This is a genomic window from Actinokineospora sp. UV203 (assembly GCF_056323665.1).
The window spans coordinates 3,225,066-3,240,546 of the sequence record NZ_CM150484.1 but is presented as its reverse complement, the minus strand read 5'-3'; the positions used below and the strand labels follow the sequence as shown (position 1 = coordinate 3,240,546).

Annotated in this window: 18 protein-coding genes and 1 pseudogene; 11 read left to right on the top strand and 8 right to left on the bottom strand. The window is 69.1% G+C overall.

Annotated elements, in window-relative coordinates:
• From ACUZ2Y_RS15160 to dapC, 3 genes are all read left to right on the top strand, one after another.
• Positions 1 to 591, top strand: coding sequence for a TIGR03086 family metal-binding protein (locus ACUZ2Y_RS15160; RefSeq protein ID WP_476319215.1), 591 nt, complete (start codon positions 1 to 3; stop codon positions 589 to 591).
• A 125-nt stretch (positions 592 to 716) separates the two neighbouring features.
• Complete coding sequence (gene fdxA, locus ACUZ2Y_RS15155; protein ID WP_476319213.1) at positions 717 to 1,037, top strand: ferredoxin; 321 nt, start codon at positions 717 to 719, stop codon at positions 1,035 to 1,037.
• The gene (gene dapC, locus ACUZ2Y_RS15150) at positions 1,034 to 2,128 is read left to right on the top strand and encodes a succinyldiaminopimelate transaminase (RefSeq protein WP_476319211.1); all 1,095 of its coding nucleotides are present in this window, start codon (positions 1,034 to 1,036) and stop codon (positions 2,126 to 2,128) included. The genes fdxA and dapC overlap by 4 nt, the downstream gene beginning before the upstream one ends.
• Before the next feature lie 24 nt (positions 2,129 to 2,152).
• Here the strand turns inward: dapC and ACUZ2Y_RS15145 are convergent, their stop codons facing one another.
• The 3 genes from ACUZ2Y_RS15145 to dapD form a co-directional block, all read right to left on the bottom strand.
• The gene (locus ACUZ2Y_RS15145; protein WP_476331843.1) at positions 2,153 to 3,409 is read right to left on the bottom strand and encodes a DUF2252 domain-containing protein; all 1,257 of its coding nucleotides are present in this window, start codon (positions 3,407 to 3,409) and stop codon (positions 2,153 to 2,155) included.
• Between the two features lie 263 nt (positions 3,410 to 3,672).
• On the bottom strand, positions 3,673 to 4,608 hold the full coding sequence (locus ACUZ2Y_RS15140) for a CHAD domain-containing protein (RefSeq protein WP_476319209.1): 936 nt from the start codon (positions 4,606 to 4,608) through the stop codon (positions 3,673 to 3,675).
• Between the two features lie 13 nt (positions 4,609 to 4,621).
• Positions 4,622 to 5,605 carry a 2,3,4,5-tetrahydropyridine-2,6-dicarboxylate N-succinyltransferase gene (gene dapD / locus ACUZ2Y_RS15135; protein ID WP_476319206.1) on the bottom strand — a complete coding sequence of 328 codons (984 nt, stop codon included), beginning with the start codon at positions 5,603 to 5,605 and terminating at the stop codon, positions 4,622 to 4,624.
• A gap of 44 nt (positions 5,606 to 5,649) precedes the next feature.
• Here dapD and dapE point away from each other — a divergent pair, with 44 nt between their 5' ends.
• Complete coding sequence (gene dapE, locus ACUZ2Y_RS15130) at positions 5,650 to 6,717, top strand: succinyl-diaminopimelate desuccinylase (RefSeq protein WP_476319204.1); 1,068 nt, start codon at positions 5,650 to 5,652, stop codon at positions 6,715 to 6,717.
• Here dapE and ACUZ2Y_RS15125 read toward each other — a convergent pair.
• Positions 6,707 to 7,186: a hypothetical protein gene (locus ACUZ2Y_RS15125; RefSeq protein ID WP_476319202.1), complete on the bottom strand. Its 480-nt coding sequence runs from the start codon at positions 7,184 to 7,186 to the stop codon at positions 6,707 to 6,709. The genes dapE and ACUZ2Y_RS15125 overlap by 11 nt on opposite strands.
• A gap of 46 nt (positions 7,187 to 7,232) precedes the next feature.
• On the opposite strand from ACUZ2Y_RS15125, the gene ACUZ2Y_RS15120 reads away from it, so the two are divergent.
• Together ACUZ2Y_RS15120 and ACUZ2Y_RS15115 are read left to right on the top strand one after the other, a co-directional pair.
• Positions 7,233 to 8,015: an LOG family protein gene (locus tag ACUZ2Y_RS15120; RefSeq protein WP_476319200.1), complete on the top strand. Its 783-nt coding sequence runs from the start codon at positions 7,233 to 7,235 to the stop codon at positions 8,013 to 8,015.
• Positions 8,012 to 8,557: an LOG family protein gene (locus ACUZ2Y_RS15115; protein WP_476319198.1), complete on the top strand. Its 546-nt coding sequence runs from the start codon at positions 8,012 to 8,014 to the stop codon at positions 8,555 to 8,557. The genes ACUZ2Y_RS15120 and ACUZ2Y_RS15115 overlap by 4 nt, the downstream gene beginning before the upstream one ends.
• A gap of 67 nt (positions 8,558 to 8,624) precedes the next feature.
• Here the strand turns inward: ACUZ2Y_RS15115 and ACUZ2Y_RS15110 are convergent, their stop codons facing one another.
• Positions 8,625 to 9,293: a lysophospholipid acyltransferase family protein gene (locus ACUZ2Y_RS15110; RefSeq protein WP_476331472.1), complete on the bottom strand. Its 669-nt coding sequence runs from the start codon at positions 9,291 to 9,293 to the stop codon at positions 8,625 to 8,627.
• Positions 9,294 to 9,372: 79 nt separating this feature from the next.
• Here ACUZ2Y_RS15110 and folP point away from each other — a divergent pair, with 79 nt between their 5' ends.
• The gene (gene folP / locus ACUZ2Y_RS15105) at positions 9,373 to 10,242 is read left to right on the top strand and encodes a dihydropteroate synthase (RefSeq protein WP_476331469.1); all 870 of its coding nucleotides are present in this window, start codon (positions 9,373 to 9,375) and stop codon (positions 10,240 to 10,242) included.
• 5 nt (positions 10,243 to 10,247) lie between these two features.
• Positions 10,248 to 11,147: a glucosyl-3-phosphoglycerate synthase gene (locus ACUZ2Y_RS15100; RefSeq protein ID WP_476331466.1), complete on the top strand. Its 900-nt coding sequence runs from the start codon at positions 10,248 to 10,250 to the stop codon at positions 11,145 to 11,147.
• Positions 11,148 to 11,506: 359 nt separating this feature from the next.
• Here the strand turns inward: ACUZ2Y_RS15100 and ACUZ2Y_RS15095 are convergent, their stop codons facing one another.
• Positions 11,507 to 11,896, bottom strand: a complete 390-nt coding sequence (locus ACUZ2Y_RS15095; RefSeq protein ID WP_476331463.1) for a hypothetical protein — start codon at positions 11,894 to 11,896, stop codon at positions 11,507 to 11,509.
• Between the two features lie 421 nt (positions 11,897 to 12,317).
• Between ACUZ2Y_RS15095 and ACUZ2Y_RS15090 the strand changes: the two genes are divergently transcribed.
• Complete coding sequence (locus ACUZ2Y_RS15090; protein ID WP_476331460.1) at positions 12,318 to 12,896, top strand: Uma2 family endonuclease; 579 nt, start codon at positions 12,318 to 12,320, stop codon at positions 12,894 to 12,896.
• Positions 12,897 to 12,933: 37 nt separating this feature from the next.
• Here ACUZ2Y_RS15090 and ACUZ2Y_RS15085 read toward each other — a convergent pair whose 3' ends face one another.
• Both ACUZ2Y_RS15085 and ACUZ2Y_RS15080 read right to left on the bottom strand, forming a co-directional pair.
• Complete coding sequence (locus ACUZ2Y_RS15085; protein WP_476331841.1) at positions 12,934 to 13,440, bottom strand: M48 family metallopeptidase; 507 nt, start codon at positions 13,438 to 13,440, stop codon at positions 12,934 to 12,936.
• 275 nt (positions 13,441 to 13,715) lie between these two features.
• Positions 13,716 to 13,946 carry a hypothetical protein gene (locus ACUZ2Y_RS15080; RefSeq protein ID WP_476331457.1) on the bottom strand — a complete coding sequence of 77 codons (231 nt, stop codon included), beginning with the start codon at positions 13,944 to 13,946 and terminating at the stop codon, positions 13,716 to 13,718.
• A 170-nt stretch (positions 13,947 to 14,116) separates the two neighbouring features.
• On the opposite strand from ACUZ2Y_RS15080, the pseudogene ACUZ2Y_RS15075 reads away from it, so the two are divergent.
• Positions 14,117 to 14,293 (top strand): annotated as a pseudogene (locus tag ACUZ2Y_RS15075) (helix-turn-helix transcriptional regulator); the annotation flags it as partial.
• Positions 14,294 to 14,407: 114 nt separating this feature from the next.
• The gene (locus ACUZ2Y_RS15070; protein ID WP_476332169.1) at positions 14,408 to 15,460 is read left to right on the top strand and encodes a helix-turn-helix transcriptional regulator; all 1,053 of its coding nucleotides are present in this window, start codon (positions 14,408 to 14,410) and stop codon (positions 15,458 to 15,460) included.
• Positions 15,461 to 15,481 lie beyond the last annotated feature (21 nt).

Below are 15,481 nucleotides of genomic sequence, written 5' to 3'. Positions count from 1 at the left end.
ATGAGTTCGGGACTGATCGACCTGTTGCCCTCCGCCGACCGCGTCGCGGCCCTGCTGCCGCACGTCCACGACTCGGCGCTCGACCGGCCATCGCCGTGCACCAAGTACCGCGTCCGCGAGGTCCTCGGCCATCTCGACGGCCTGACCAGCGCCTTCCGGGCCGCGGCGGACAAGGAATTGGGGCCGCTCACCGACGCCGACCCAGGTTCGGCGACACCCGTCCTCGCGCCGGGTTGGCGGGAGCGGTTGCCCGAACAGCTCGACGCCCTCGTCGCGTCCTGGCGCAGGCCCGACGCGTGGGAGGGCCCGACCCGGGCGGGCAGCATCGATCTCCCCGGGGACGTCGCGGGCATCGTCGCGCTCAACGAGATCACCCTGCACGGCTGGGACCTCGCCGCCGCCACCGGCCAGGGCTACCGCGTCGACGACGAGACCGCCGAAATCCTGCTCGGTTTCGTGACGCAGTTCACCGACGACAACCGCGGCAGCGCCTTCGGGCCCGCGGTGGCGGTGGCCGACGACGCCCCCCTGTTCGACCGGGTGCTGGCACTGAGCGGCCGGGATCCGGCCTGGTCGGCCCCGAAATCGTGATCGGGGATCCTGCAGTGTGAGCAAGTTGGCACCGGGTAGGTGCGCACGTGCCCGGGGAGAGATACTGACGGTCGGCACGCAGTTCCCGGTGCGTGCTGAACACCATGAAGGAGCAGGAGACCGCAGTGACCTACGTGATCGCCGAACCCTGCGTCGACGTGTTCGACAAGGCATGTATCGAGGAATGCCCCGTCGACTGCATCTACGAGGGCGACCGGATGCTCTACATCCACCCCGACGAGTGCGTGGACTGCGGCGCGTGCGAACCGGTCTGCCCGGTCGAGGCCATCTACTACGAGGACGACGTGCCCGACCAGTGGTCGGCCTACACCAAGGCCAACGTCGACTTCTTCGATGACCTGGGCTCGCCTGGCGGCGCGTCCAAGACCGGCAAGGTCAGCGCTGACCCGGACTGGATCAAGGCGCTGCCCCCGCAGGGCGAGTGAATCCCGCCTTTCCGGAGCTGCCGGATTTCCCCTGGGATTCCCTGGCCGACCACGCCGCCCGCGCTCGCGCGCACCCGGACGGCGTGGTCGACCTGTCCGTCGGCACCCCGGTCGACCCGGTCGCCCCGCTGATCCAGGCGGCGCTCACCTCGGTCGCCGAGGTCCCCGGCTACCCGACGACCCACGGCATCGCGGCCCTGCGGGACGCGGCAGTGGCCGCCCTGGCTCGCAGGCACGGTGTCACCGGGCTCGACCCGGCCGCCGTGCTGCCCACGATCGGCTCGAAAGAGCTGGTCGCGTGGCTGCCGACGCTGCTTGGCGCCCGGGGCCGCACGGTCGTCATCCCGGAGTTGGCATACCCGACCTACGAGGTCGGCGCGCTGCTCGCTGGCGCGAACATCGTCCGGTCGGACGGTCTGGTGGCCCTCGGGCCTGCCGCGCCCGCGCTGATCTGGCTGAACTCGCCGTCTAATCCGACTGGGCGGGTGCTTCCGGTGGAGCACCTGCGCAAGGTGGTCGACTGGGCGCGCGAGCGCGGGACGATCGTGGTCTCGGACGAGTGTTATCTGGCTTTGGGGTGGACCGCCGATCCGGTGTCGGTGCTGCATCCTGATGTGTGCGGCGGCGATGTGACCGGGTTGTTGGCGGTGCATTCGCTGTCGAAGTCTTCGAGTCTGGCTGGGTATCGGGCGGGCTTCGTGACTGGTGATCCGGCTCTGGTGGCTGGGCTGCTGGAAACGCGCAAGCATGCGGGGATGATCGTCCCGCTGCCGGTTCAGCACGCGATGGTGGCGGCGTTGTCGGATGACACCCATGTGGCTGAGCAGAAGGCTCGCTTCGGCCGCCGTCGAGATGTCTTGCGGCCTGCTTTGCAGAGCGCGGGGTTCACCATCTCGCACTCGGAAGCCGGTCTTTATCTGTGGTCCACTCGCGGGGAGTCCGCTTGGGACACGGTGTCCTGGCTGGCCGAGCGGGGGATTCTCGTTGCTCCTGGCACTTTCTACGGCCCCACGGGCGGGAACCACGTCCGCATCGCGCTGACCGCCACCGACGAGCGCATCGCGGCTGCCGCTGAGCGGCTGACGGGCTGAGCCCACGGGGCGGGTTCGGCAGGCTCAGTCGGCGGTCGCTTGGACTCCGCGGATTTCCCCGCCGCGGAAAGCGTCCACAAAAGAGCGGTGGTCCTGGCGGGTTTGTTCGGCGTAGCGCATGGCGAATTCGATGATGGATTCGGTGAAATCGTCCGCGCGGTCGCCGATTGCTGATGCGATGGCCTCTTCGCTTTGAAATTCGACCAGGGTCTGCTCGGAGTCCTCATCCGACACGCAGTGCATCTTCGCGGTGGCGCGGCCGAGATACGTCAGGACCGGGAGCATGTCGGCGGGTTCGGTCAGTTCCGACCAGTCCAGGTCGGAGGTGTACGGGGACAGTTCCGCGACCACGAAACCGGTGCCGTCGATTTCGGTGTGGCCTAGCCAGGGATCGGCGTGTGCCTGGAGCGCGCGCTGTGAGACGGCGGTGCGGTGGCCGTGGTGGTGGAAGTACCCACGGATTCGTTCGTCGTCGACTATTCGGCTTGGTGCGGCGACGTTCGCTTGTTTCACCGACAGCACGACGTCGTTCTCCAGGGCCTGGGTGCGGCCCTCGACCAGCACGTTGTACGCGGGCAGGCCTGCTGAGCCGATGCCGAAGCCGCTGCGGCCCACCACGTCCTTGACCCGGTAGGTGATGCTGCCGCCCGCCCGCTTGCCGGTGGGGATGGTGTCGAGGTAGCGGTCGAAGGCCTGTTCCACCTTGGCCCGCTCGTCGTCGTCGAGCTCTCGCGTGCCGGGGCCGATTCGGAACCGCCGGTCGAAGTCCTGGACGGCGGTCAGCCGGTCGAGCAGTTCCACCCGGGTGGCCAGTCGGGCCCGCAGCAGGACGTCGTGGAGGACGCCCTCGGTGCTGTCGAGGTGGAGGCTGAACATCTCGTCGCCCGGCTTGTCGGCGAAGGTGCGGACCTGGGCAACGTAAGCGTCGGTGTACGTGCGGACGAGGTTGGTGATCGTGTCGTCGGACAGTGCCTTCGTCCAGCCCATCAGGGCCAGGCTGGCGGCGAACCGGCGCACGTCCCAGGTGAAGCAGCCGAGGTACGCCTCGTCGAAGTCGTTGACGTCGAACACGAGGGTGCCCGAGTCGTCCATGTATGTCCCGAAGTTCTCCGCGTGCAGGTCGCCCTGGATCCAGACCCGGCTGGTCCGGTCGTCGGACCACTCGTCGGGTTCGTCGGCCATGTCGGCGTAGAAGAGGCACGCGCTGCCCCGGTAGAACGCGAACGGCTCGGCGGCCATCTTGCGGAACTTGTGTCGGAACGCGCCCGGGTCGGCGGCCATCAGGTCGGCGAACGCGTCCTGCAGCACTTGCACGATCCGCGCTCGGCGCTGTCGGTCGTCGGGTGCCTCGGCCACAGTGGCCTCCTGTCCTCGGGCGCCCGACTGGCCCGCATCCCCGGAGTTAAAGGTCTTGGAGGCGTGGCGTGAGAAGGTGCGGTCTGGTGGTGGCCGTGGTCGAGTGCCGCCACGGTCCCTTTGGGTGACGGAGCGTGGGTAGCCGGTGTGGCTACGGCGACTGTAGCCACCCGAGGCGCCGGGGGGAATCAGCCGAGTGCGGCCTTGGCCATCTCGTCGACCTTGTCCAGTGCGTCGCGCCAGCGGGTGCGGCGGTCGGCCTTGCGGGTGCGCTCGCGTTCGACGAGGCGTCCCGCCACGAAGATCACCTGGGGATCGGTGTGCTCGCTGACCAGGCGGCGGATGGTTTCCTCGGCGATCACGGCGTCCTGGTGGTCGCCCAGCAGGTCCTGGAACTCCTTGGTCGCCGCGACCAGGGAGCGCACTCGCTTCTTCTCCGTCACCGCCGCCATCTCGGCGGCGTAGCGGAGGCGTTTGCCCTGGATTCGCAGGGAATGCAGGTCGTCGTCGATCGGGTCCTCGCCGATCGCGTCGGCGGCCTTCATCAGCTTCTTGTGCGGCTTCCTGATCACCTCGATCAGGGCGGTTTCCTTCTCCACCTCGGCCCCGGGCAGCGGCGCGGACATCGCTGCGGTCGCCAGCGACCGCAGGGCCGACTGGAAGCGCTTGCTCCGAAGGGTCGCCAGCATCCGCCTGCGGGCCGCCGCGCGGTCGGTGACCAGGCCCTTCAGCAGCGACTCGACCGCAGCCTGCTCGTCCTCGTCGAAGCCCGCGGCCTGGGAGCGCAGGTGGTCGAGTTGGACGTCGAAGTCGCGGACCGCCCCCAGGGAGCCGCCCAGCCACTTCAGCTCGCCCTGCAGCTTGTCGGCGTCCGGCACGGTGCCGTGGTCGGCCTTGATCGCCGCCCGGGCCCGCCGGACGGCCACCCGCAGGGCGTGGACGTGTTCCGGGTCGGTCCCGACCCGGGCGCCCTCGGTGTGCGCGAGCAGCTCACGCGCCTGCTCGTCGAGTCGGGCGCGGATGTGCGACGCCGCCGGGTCCTTGTGTCCCGCGGTCAGCGGCTCCTCGGGTAGCCCGAGGTCAACGGAACTCTGCGGCATCGACATCTCAGTCATCCCGGTCATCCAAGCAGAGTAATCAGTCGTTCGCGTGGAGTGCGGCGTTGAGCTCGACACCCGTGCCCGAGCGGTTGACGACCTCGACCGCGCCGTTCGTCGAGTTGCGGCGGAACAGCAGCCCCGACTCGCCGGACAGCTCGCGGGCCTTGACCAGCTTGCCGTTGGGCAGCGCGACCTTGGTGCCCGCGGTGACGTAGAGGCCCGCCTCGACCACGCAGTCGTCGCCCAGGGAGATGCCGACGCCCGCGTTGGCGCCCAGCAGGCAGCGCTCGCCGAGGCTGATGGTCTCCTTGCCGCCACCCGAGAGCGTGCCCATGATCGACGCGCCGCCGCCGACATCGGAGCCGTCACCCACGACGACTCCGGCGGAGATACGGCCCTCGACCATCGACGCGCCCAGCGTGCCCGCGTTGAAGTTGACGAAGCCCTCGTGCATGACGGTCGTGCCGGTGGCCAGGTGCGCGCCGAGGCGGACCCGGTCTGCCTCGGCGATGCGCACGCCCGACGGCATGACGTAGTCGACCATCCGCGGGAACTTGTCCACCCCGAACACGGTGACCTGTCCGCGCGAGCGCAGCCGCAGCCGGGTGCTCTCGAAGCCCTCGACCGGGCACGGCCCGTGGTTGGTCCACACGACGTTGGCGAGCAGGCCGAAGATGCCGTCGAGGTTCTGCCCGTGCGGGCGGACCAGCCGGGCCGAGAGCAGGTGCAGCCGCAGGTAGGCGTCGTGCGCGTCGGCGGGCGGGCGCTCCAGGTCGTCGATCACGGTGAGGACCGCGACCACCTCGACGCCGCGAGCGGCGTCCGGGCCGATCAGCGCGGAAACGCCTGCGCCGAGTTCCTCGGTGGCCTCGTCCGCGGAAAGCCTGCGCGTGCCCGCGTCCTGGGTCGCCCCGAGCTTCGGGTGCGGGAACCAGGTGTCGAGCACCGTTCCGTCGGTGGTGACGGTCGCCAGACCGAAGCCGTGCGCACCCTTGGTCTCTGCTGCCTCTGCGCTACTCACGGGCACAACGGTAGCCAATCCGGCGGAAGGTAGCGTTGCCGACCGTGACCGTTGAGCTGGATCTCACCGCAGACCCCATCGACCTGACCGCCGCCCTCGTCGACATCCCCAGCGTCTCGGGCGACGAGGACGCCATCGCCGACGCGGTCGAGCGAGCCTTGAAGACCCAGGCGCCGCACCTCGAGATCGTCCGGCTGGGCAACAACGTGCTGGCCCGCACCACCCTGGGCAGGCCGTCGCGGGTGGTCTTCGCCGGCCACCTCGACACGGTCCCGGTCAACGCGAACCTGCCGTCGCAGCGGGTCGACGGCATCCTGCACGGCCTCGGCACGGTCGACATGAAGGGCGGCGACGCGGTCATGCTGCACCTCGCCGCGACCGTCACCGAACCCACCCACGACCTGACGTTCCTGTTCTACGAGTGCGAGGAGATCGAGGCCGCCCGCAACGGCCTCGGCCGGGTCGAGCGGGAACTGCCCGAGTGGATGGCGGGCGACCTCGCGGTCGTGTGCGAACCGTCCAACGCGATCGTCGAGGCGGGCTGCCAGGGCACGATGCGCCTCGAGGTGCGGACGACCGGCAAGCGCGCGCACACCGCCCGCGCGTGGATGGGCGTCAACGCCATCCACGCCCTCGGCGACGTCCTGGACGCCCTGGCCAGGTATGAGACCAGGACTGTCGACATTGACGGCTGCACCTACCGCGAAGGCCTGCAGGCGGTACACATCAGCGGCGGTGTCTCCGGCAACGTCGTCCCCGACGCGGCCCTGCTGCGGATCAACTTCCGCTTCGCCCCCGACCGCACGGTCGCCGAGGCCGAGGCCCATCTGCGCGAGGTGTTCGCCGGCTTCGAGGTCGAGGTGGTCGACAGCGCGGCGGGCGCCCTGCCCGGCCTGAGCGCTCCCGCGGCCCGCGACCTGATGGCCGCCGCCGGCGGGGACCCGGTGGGCAAGCTCGGCTGGACGGATGTCGCCCGCTTCGCCGCGCGGGGCATTCCGGCGGTCAACTTCGGCCCCGGCGACCCGCTACTGGCTCACACCCAGCAGGAAAACGTCCCGGTAGAGCAGATCACCCGCTGTACCGATGTCCTGCGCAAGCTCATCACCGGCTAGCGCTGATCCGGGCCCCGTTGACGAGCGTCAACGCGACGGCGCACAGCAGGGTGACCCAGGCGGCGGCTGACCACGCCGAGTCCTTACCGGGCAGCGAGGCGTTGCACCAGATCATGGCAGGCACCAGCAGCACCCCAGCCGCGAGCTGAACCCACCGCGCGACCTTGCCCGGCGCCGCCATGGCCATCGCCAACGAACCGACCGCCACCACGGCCAGCAGGGCCACAACGGCGAACGCGGGCCAGCCGAGCAGCGCCCACAGGCCCCACAGCGAGTACGCGGTGACGTCGGACTTCGTCTCCAGGACGAACCACGTCGACGCGGTCAGCGCGACCAGGGCGCCCGCCGGCGCGGCGACCGCCACGCAGCGGCCGATGTCGGTCCGGTCGTGCTTGGCGTTCTCCTCAAGTTCCTCCACCCGAGACCGCAGGGACTTGAGCAGGGTGTCGACGTTGCCGGTGTCCGTCACTGGCTGCCTCCTTCGGGTGACCGCGGACCACCCTAGACTCGATGACGTGACTCTTGACGCACATCAGATCCCCGCCGACGACGAGCACCCGAGGGAGCGACAGCGCGGGCCGGTCACGCTGCGCCGCGGGCAGAGCGACGAGGCGACCACCACCGACCAGCGGCTGCTCGACTCGCGCGGCCCCAGCGCATGGGTCCACACCGACCCGTGGCGGGTCCTGCGCATCCAGGCGGAGTTCGTCGAGGGTTTCGGCGCGCTGGCCGAGGTGCCGCGCGCGGTCACCGTGTTCGGCTCGGCCCGCACCCTGCGCGACCACCCCGAGTACAAGCTGGGCCGCGACATCGGCGCCGCGCTCGCGACCGCGGGCTTCGCCGCGATCACCGGTGGCGGCCCCGGCACAATGGAGGCGGTCAACCGCGGCTGCTCGGAGGCCGGTGGCCAGTCGATCGGCCTTGGCATCGAGCTGCCGTTCGAGCAGGGGCTCAACCCGTGGGTCGACCTCGGCGTCAACTTCCGCTACTTCTTCGCCCGCAAGACGATGTTCATCAAGTACTCGCAGGCCTTCATCTGCCTGCCCGGCGGCTTCGGCACCCTCGACGAGCTGTTCGAGGCGCTGACCCTCGTGCAGACCAAGAAGGTCACGAAGTTCCCGGTCGTCCTCTTCGGCACCGACTACTGGGGCGGGCTCTACGACTGGCTGCACGACTCGGTCATGAAGCACGGCAAGATCGGCGAGAAGGACCTGGCGCTGCTGCACCTGACCGACGACATCGACGACGCCATCCGGGTGGTCGAAGAGGCGTACCAGGCTTGGAGTGACGCACATTGAGCCCGCCACTGAACCTCTGTGTCTACTGTGGATCGCACGATTCCGTCCCGCGCGGCTACCTCGACCTCGCCGATGAGGTAGGCGCGGGCCTGGCCGCGCGCGATTGGAACCTCGTGTGGGGCGGCTCGTCGGCGGCGATGATGGGCGCCGTGGCCCGCGCGGCCCGCCGCGGCGGCGCCCGCACGCTCGGGGTGATCCCGAGCGGTCTGGTCGCCCTTGAACGCGCCGACCCGGAGGCCGACGAACTCGTCGTCGTCGACACCATGCGCGAGCGCAAGGCCGTCATGGACGACCGGTCCGACGCCTTCCTCGCCCTGCCGGGCGGGCTGGGCACGTGCGAGGAGCTGTTCGAGGTGTGGACCTCGCGCTACCTCGGGATGCACGACAAGCCGGTGGTCCTGCTCGACCCGGACGACCACTACGAGGGCCTGATCAAGTGGGCTCGCGAGCTGCAATCGCGCGGCTTCGCCTCCCAGGTGGCGCTCGACGCGCTCGTGGTGGTGCGAACCGCCGAGGAGGCCCTGGACGCCTGCGCCACCTGAGCCCCCACCCCACGTCCGCGAGTCCCACGTTCCCGACAGTGAGTTCGCTGTTCGCGTCGGCCGACCGCTACGCGGCGTTTGGGCGCTTGTGGTACGAGTCGACGTACTCCTGGCCGGACAGCTCCATGATCGCGTACATGATCTCGTCGGTTACCGCGCGGCGGATGGGCAGGGAGTTGCCGAGGCCGTCGTAGCGGCTGAAGTTCAGGGGTGTGCCGAAGCGCACGGTGATGCGGTGGGGCCGGGGGAGCTTCTTGCCCTTCGGCTGCACCTTGTCGGTGCCGATCAGCGCCACCGGGACCACGACCGCGTTGTGCTCAAGGGCCAGCTGGGCGACCCCGGTGCGGCCGCGGTGCAGCCTGCCGTCGAGCGACCGGGTGCCCTCGGGGTGGATGGCGAAGGCGCCGCCCGCGTCGAGGATGGCGCCCGCGTCGTCGAGCGAGGCAAGGGCGGCGCGGCTGTTGTCGCGCTGGACGGAGACGGCGCCAAGTGCCCGGAAAAGAGTCCCGACCAGGCGACCCTTGACGGACTTGCTCTCGAAGTACTCCGCCTTGGCCAGGAAGGCGACCTTGCGGCTGACCATCATCGGCACCACGAAGCTGTCGATGACGGCGAGGTGGTTGATGGCCAGGATGACCGGCCCCTTGGCGGGCACGCGGTCCGCTCCCTCCACCACCGGCCGCAGGAACAACCTGGCGAGGAAGGAAAGCACGACACGCAGCGCGCGGTAGAACACGAGGGGGCCTCCTTGGTTGGTCTCTACTGTAACCACGTCGACGCCCGGTCACCCGTCGTCCATGGCACGATCGGTAGCCGTGAATCAGCTCCGGTTCGGCACGCGCGCGGTCCCGCAGGACCGGGCGCTGGTGATGGCGATCGTCAACCGCACCAGGGACTCCTTCTACGACCAAGGCGCGACATTCGACGAAGGGCTGGCGCTGGCCGCTGTCGATCAGGCGGTGGCAGACGGCGCCGACATCGTCGACATCGGCGGCGTCCGGGCCGGGTCCCACGGCGAACCGGTCGACGCGGCCGAGGAGGCCCGCCGGGTTGTGCCGTTCGTCACGGCCGTCCGCGAACGCCACCCCGACCTGGTCATCAGCGTCGACACCTGGCGCCACGAGGTCGGCCGCGCGGTCTGTGAGGCGGGCGCAGACCTCATCAACGACACGTGGGCGGGCGCCGACCCGCTGCTCGCGGAGGTCGCCGCCGAGTTCGGTGTCGGCATCGTCTGCTCCCACACCGGCGGCGCCCAGCCGCGCACGGACCCGCACCGGGTCCGCTACACCGACGTCGTGGCCCAGGTCGTCGCCGAACTGGTCGAGCGGGCCGAGCGGATGGTCACACTCGGCGTCCCCCGCGAAGGGGTCCTCATCGACCCGACGCACGACTTCGGCAAGAACACCTGGCACGGCCTTGAGCTGCTGCGCAGGCTCGACGAGCTGGTCGCCACGGGGTGGCCGGTGCTCATGGCGCTGTCGAACAAGGACTTCATCGGCGAGACTCTCGATGCTGGCCTGCGTGAGCGGGTGGATGGCACACTCGCCGCGACGGCCGTGTCCGCTTGGACGGGCGCACGGGTCTTCCGCGCGCACGAGGTGCGGCAGACAAGGCAGGTGGTGGACATGGTGGCGAGCATCGCCGGAACAAGACCGCCGGCGCGTGCGGTTCGGGCACTCGCGTGATCGGGATGCTGGACCACACCTGGCAAAGTCCAGAGTGGACGATCTCGCAGCTGGTGTGCGCCAAGGGAACCCGCACGGTCAGCGTGGTGCTCCCGGCCCTGGACGAAGAGAGCACGGTCGGCCAGGTCGTCGAGTCCGTCCGGCCGCTGCTGGGCACCCTCATCGACGAGCTGGTGGTGATCGACTCCGGATCTGCCGACCACACCGCCGCGGTAGCCACGGCCGCCGGCGCCCGAGTGGTCCACCGCACCGACGTCCTCCCGGACGTCGAGCCCCGGTCTGGCAAGGGCGAAGTCCTGTGGCGCTCGCTGGCTGCCACCACCGGTGACCTGCTGGTATTCCTGGACACGGACCTCGTCGAGCCCGACCCGGCGTTCGTCCCCGCACTCCTCGGACCGCTGCTGACGGCCTCGGGCGTCCACCTGGTCAAGGGCTTCTACCGGCGCCCGCTGCGGATGGAGAGCGAAGAGGCCGGGACCGGCGGCGGCCGCGTCACCGAGCTATTGGCCCGCCCGGTCCTGTCAGCCCTGCGCCCCGAACTGTCCGGCGTCATCCAGCCCCTGGGCGGCGAGTACGCGGCGACCCGGGAATTCCTGGAGTCGGTCCCGTTCGCCGCTGGGTATGGGGTGGAGATCGGCCTGCTGCTCGACGCCCACACGCGGTACGGTTTGGGCGGATTGGCGCAGGTCAACCTGGGTGTGCGCAAGCACCGCAACCGGTCGCTGCTGCAACTCGGGGTGATGGCTCGGCAGATCTTGGGCACGGCTTTGAACCGGTGTGGGATCGAGGCGGGGTCGGGCGAGCTGACCCAGTTCGTGCAGGTGGGCGGGGAGTGGCTGCCGGACACCATTGACGTGCTGGTGGCCGACCGACCGCCGATGGCCGAGGTCATGGTCGGCCGCTGAATTCGCTCGGTGGTCTTCGGGTGCGCGGTACCCGCGGCCACTACCCAGACGATCTTGCGTTCGGGGTCAGGGCAGTACCAGATCCGTCCACCCGCGGTGACCTCGTACTGCCATTGTTCGAGATCGCGGCCACCGATCGCCCTTGTGCCGAGCGTGCCGCGCAATCGATGCTGCCTGGCGGGATTCTCCGGAGTGACGGGGCGTTCGGTGAGAATGATCCACGCTTCCCAGGTGTTGCCGCGAGCGGTCTGGCACAGGGCTTCCCACCCCTTGGCCGCTTCACTCGTGGCGAAACGCGCTTCCCAGCTTCCCGGCCGAGCAGGTGGTGCCACCCGGTCTCCACGCTTGGCTGCCACTGATCAGGTTTCGGTGGGTGTGGGCACGGATCCGAAGTCGTCACCGTCGATAGGCTCGGTGAGAGCCGCCGCCAGTTCGGAGTCCGCGTGGATAAACGCGGTGTTGCGCCACTCGCGAATCGTTTGATCCAGCATGGACCACTGCCCAAGGTCGGCCGAGGCTTGGAACGCGCGGGCGAAGTCCGCGACGAACCGGTGGCGGTCTCGTTCCGGGAGCGCGTCGACCCAGGGGAACTCGTCAGTCAGCGACCGCGCCGCCGCCTCCCATGCCTCTTTGGGCAGGTGGGAGAGCAGGCTGCGCAGCGCCCGCGCGGCGTGCACCGCGCCATCAGCTGTCGCTGCCGCACGATCGACCCTGGTCAGCAGCAGTGCTGCCCCGTCGCGACGGCGCACATGGACCTCGCCGCGATCGGCGAGCGAGGCAACCCCCTGTCTTGGTAGACCGGCACCCGCCAGCTGAGGCGTCGATCGAGTCTGGTGAGAATCCGGCCGAGAAGATCCTGCTCGCGGCCGAGGTCGTGTCCGAGCACGCGCGGGAATCGGCAGGTGTACCCAGGAAACCCTCATCACCTCGCTCAACGGTTCGGTAAAGATCGACTTGACAAAGACCTGGCTTGATCCGCCGCCGACCGGTTTCGGCACTTTGAGACACCGTGGCGCCGCGCCCAACGCCTCTTTCGGGAGGTACGCCCGCAGGCTGCCCGTGCCTTCGCGTCGGCGCACATGGCTGACCGGCCCCAACGGACCATCGGCCCGCGAACTGATCTCCGCTGCGACCTGCCTGTATCGTGGTGGTGCCTGGAGGGAGTTGGCGATGACGGCTCTGGCGCATGACTGGTTCTATCCGCCGCCCGGCGGATGGACTCTGGCCGATGTCCAGGCACTCCCCGAGAACTGCAGGGTCGAAGTGCTGGACGGAGCCCTCATCGTGAACCCCAGTCCGCTACCGATTCACCAGCGCGTCACTCGGCGGCTGGCGGCGGCCTTGGAGGACCAACTCCCGGCGGGATGGCAGCTCGAGACTGACATTGATGTGATGCTTGCCGAGGATCCGCTGGACTATCTGACTCCCGACGTCGTGGTGTTCGGGATGGATGTTCCCCTGACAACCCGCCCGATCCCGGGCGAGAAGATCCTGCTCGCGGTCGAGGTCGTGTCCAAGGGATCGCGCAGGGAAGATCGTGGGTCCAAGCCACTGGCCTACGCCGAGGCGGGCATCGAGCACTACTGGCGGGTGGAAGGCCTGGCGAGCGGACTGGCGAAGTTGACCGTCCACACGTTCACCCTCGACCGCGGGTCAGCCGCTTACGTGGCGACCGGCCTGCACGAGGACACCCTCGTGACGTCGCTCAACGGGGCCATCAGCATCGACTTGACCAAACTCTTGGCTTGATCCCGCAGCCGACCGACATTGCCACCGTTGAGCCCCGTCAGCCCAGCCAGAGCCGGGTTCCGGCCTGAGCCAGCCGGGCCTTGCGCGTCTCATAGTCGGGCATCGCGCGGGACACCGTGGCCCAGAAATCGGGTGTGTGATGTGGGTGGGTCAGGTGCGCCAACTCGTGCACGATCACGTAGTCGACCAAGGTCGCGGGCAGTTGCATCGCGGCCCAGTGCAGGTTGAGCCGTCCGCCCTTGCCCAGTGAGCCCCAGCGATAGCCGAGATCCCGGACGTCCAGTTCCCCGGGCTCCGCGCCCATGCGGCTCGCCCAGGGCCGCACGCGCGCGGGAAGCCATCGGTACGCGCGGGTGCGGTACCACTTGATCACCGCTGCCGAGCCGTCGCCGGTCTGCTCGCGGGGCAGTCGCAGCCGTCCCCGATCAAGTCGGACCTCCGTGCCCTCGTCGACCAGCAGCAGGCGGTAGCGACGGCCCAGATAGTCGAGGTAGGGAGTGCACCGAAGGTGTCGGGTCGGGTGAGAACCCGATCTCGCCGAGATAGCGGTGGAGCAGCCGGTCGACGAGATCGAGCGTGGTCACGATCCGGGCTGAGGCGACGGAAGCGTCGCCTGCCGTCTCGCTCAGACGACTCGCCTCGGAATCCTGGGTTCCCGCTAAAGCCGCTGCCCATCCACTTTGCGCCGCTGCCAGGTCACGAGCGGCGGCGAGGAGTGCCCCGCGCGCTTCGGCGATCATTCCGAGGACGCGGGTGATATCAGATCCAAGGTCTGACACGGCCACTTTGCGCCCTTCCGGCGGGAGGTCGAAAGGCTGTTCACCTTCGCCCCCGCACCTGGTTGTCGGCCGATGACAGCAACCGGAGACACTCGCCGCAGGTCTTGTTGCCCTCCGGGACGCGGGGGAAGTCCTCGCGGGTGAGGATGAGGTCGGCGCCGCACAGGCCGCGGATCTCATCGCTTGGACAGAAGCGGCAACGGCTGTCCCGGATCAGGACGGCGTGCATGGTGCGGCCGGACTGCTGCCATTCCCATTCGGACCGCCGCACAACGTCACCTCCACTCCGACCGGACCACTCCACTAAACGATCAATACAGCGAAGTCGCCAGAGCGGATGGTGGGCGGATCAGCGGCGTCGATAGGGCGCCGTCGCGCCTCTGACGTGCCGAGATCCCTTGCCGCTACCGTGGGTTGTTCCTTGATGGGGGGGCGAGGTCGGTGGTCGTTCGGCGGACTCGGTTGACCGCTCGGCGGGAGGCATTGGGCTTGACGCAGGAGGCGCTTGCCGAGCGTCTCGGGGTGGAGCTGTCCACAGTCGGACGGTGGGAGCGGGGTGCGCAAGTCCCACAACCGCCGATGCGGTTGCGCCTGGCTGCTGCCCTCGCGGTTTCCATCGACGAACTCGCCGGACTACTCGGCGCGGGCTCGGACTCTGCCCCGGAAGATGTCCGCGGCGATCAGCTGAACTGGATACGGACTAGGCAGGCGCCGGGCGTTCGGGGTCGCGAGTTGAGTGAGTCGGCTGCTTGGCTCTACCCGCCCGACCAGCGTGCTCCAGGCGGACACGTGCTGGCAGGCTCGGACTGGCTCCTCGACCGCCCGGTGGAACTGGACTCGGTGCGCCTGGTCTTCTCCGATGAAGCTCCGCCCCTTCCTCGGCCGACGCCGATGGATCACGTGCTGCCGTTGACCGCCCAAGGCAAGCGGTACTCGAGCTACGCCCGAGCCGTTCGGGACTTGGTCCGGCCCCGCTTGTTGGAAAACCGTCTGAGCTATCGCCTGACGGACATTTCGCGCGGCGAGCACCTCGCCCTGACGTTCGGCACGACCACGTTCTTCGAGGTCTTCGACGTGAAACAGTCCGTGGCGCACGAGTTCAAGGCCGCCTGGCTGGCCTCCGGCCGGTCCGTGCCCTCGTGGGACGCATTGCCGCTGCGTTCGCGGATCGGCGATCCGTTCGATCCCATGCGGCTGGTCCTGTCGCCTGGCATCAACACCTTGACCATCCGCAAGGACCTGAGCAGTGATCACAGGTTCGTGCTGCACGAGCGTGACGGTGGCAAGGTCGCCGACGGGGGTGGACTCTGCCACGTGATGCCCGCGGGTGAGTTCCAGCCGTCGTCGGTCTCACCGCTGGATTTGCGTAACGACTTCTCGTTGTGGCGCAACATCATGCGCGAGTACTCGGAGGAGTTCCTCGGCGACCCGGAACATGACGGGGGCGGTCGCGGCCCCATCGACTACGCCGTAGAGGAGCCTTTTCGCTCATTCGAGCAGGCACGGGCTCACGGCAGCTTCCGGCTTTGGCACTACGGCTTGGTCATGGAAGCGCTCGAACTCGGTGCGGCGCAGCTGACGGTTGCCGTCATCGACGGCGACGTGTTCGACAACCTATTCGCCAAGCTCGTGGAGACAAACGATGAAGGCCACATCGTCGGTGCGGGCGGCCGACGGGACATGCCCTTCACCGCCGACGCCATCGACCGCCTCGAACCACGCCTGTCCGCCAGTGCGTTGACGCTGCTCCGCCTGGCGTGGCGGGATCGCGGTCACCTGCTCTGAGGTCGGCCGGCCCACGACGGG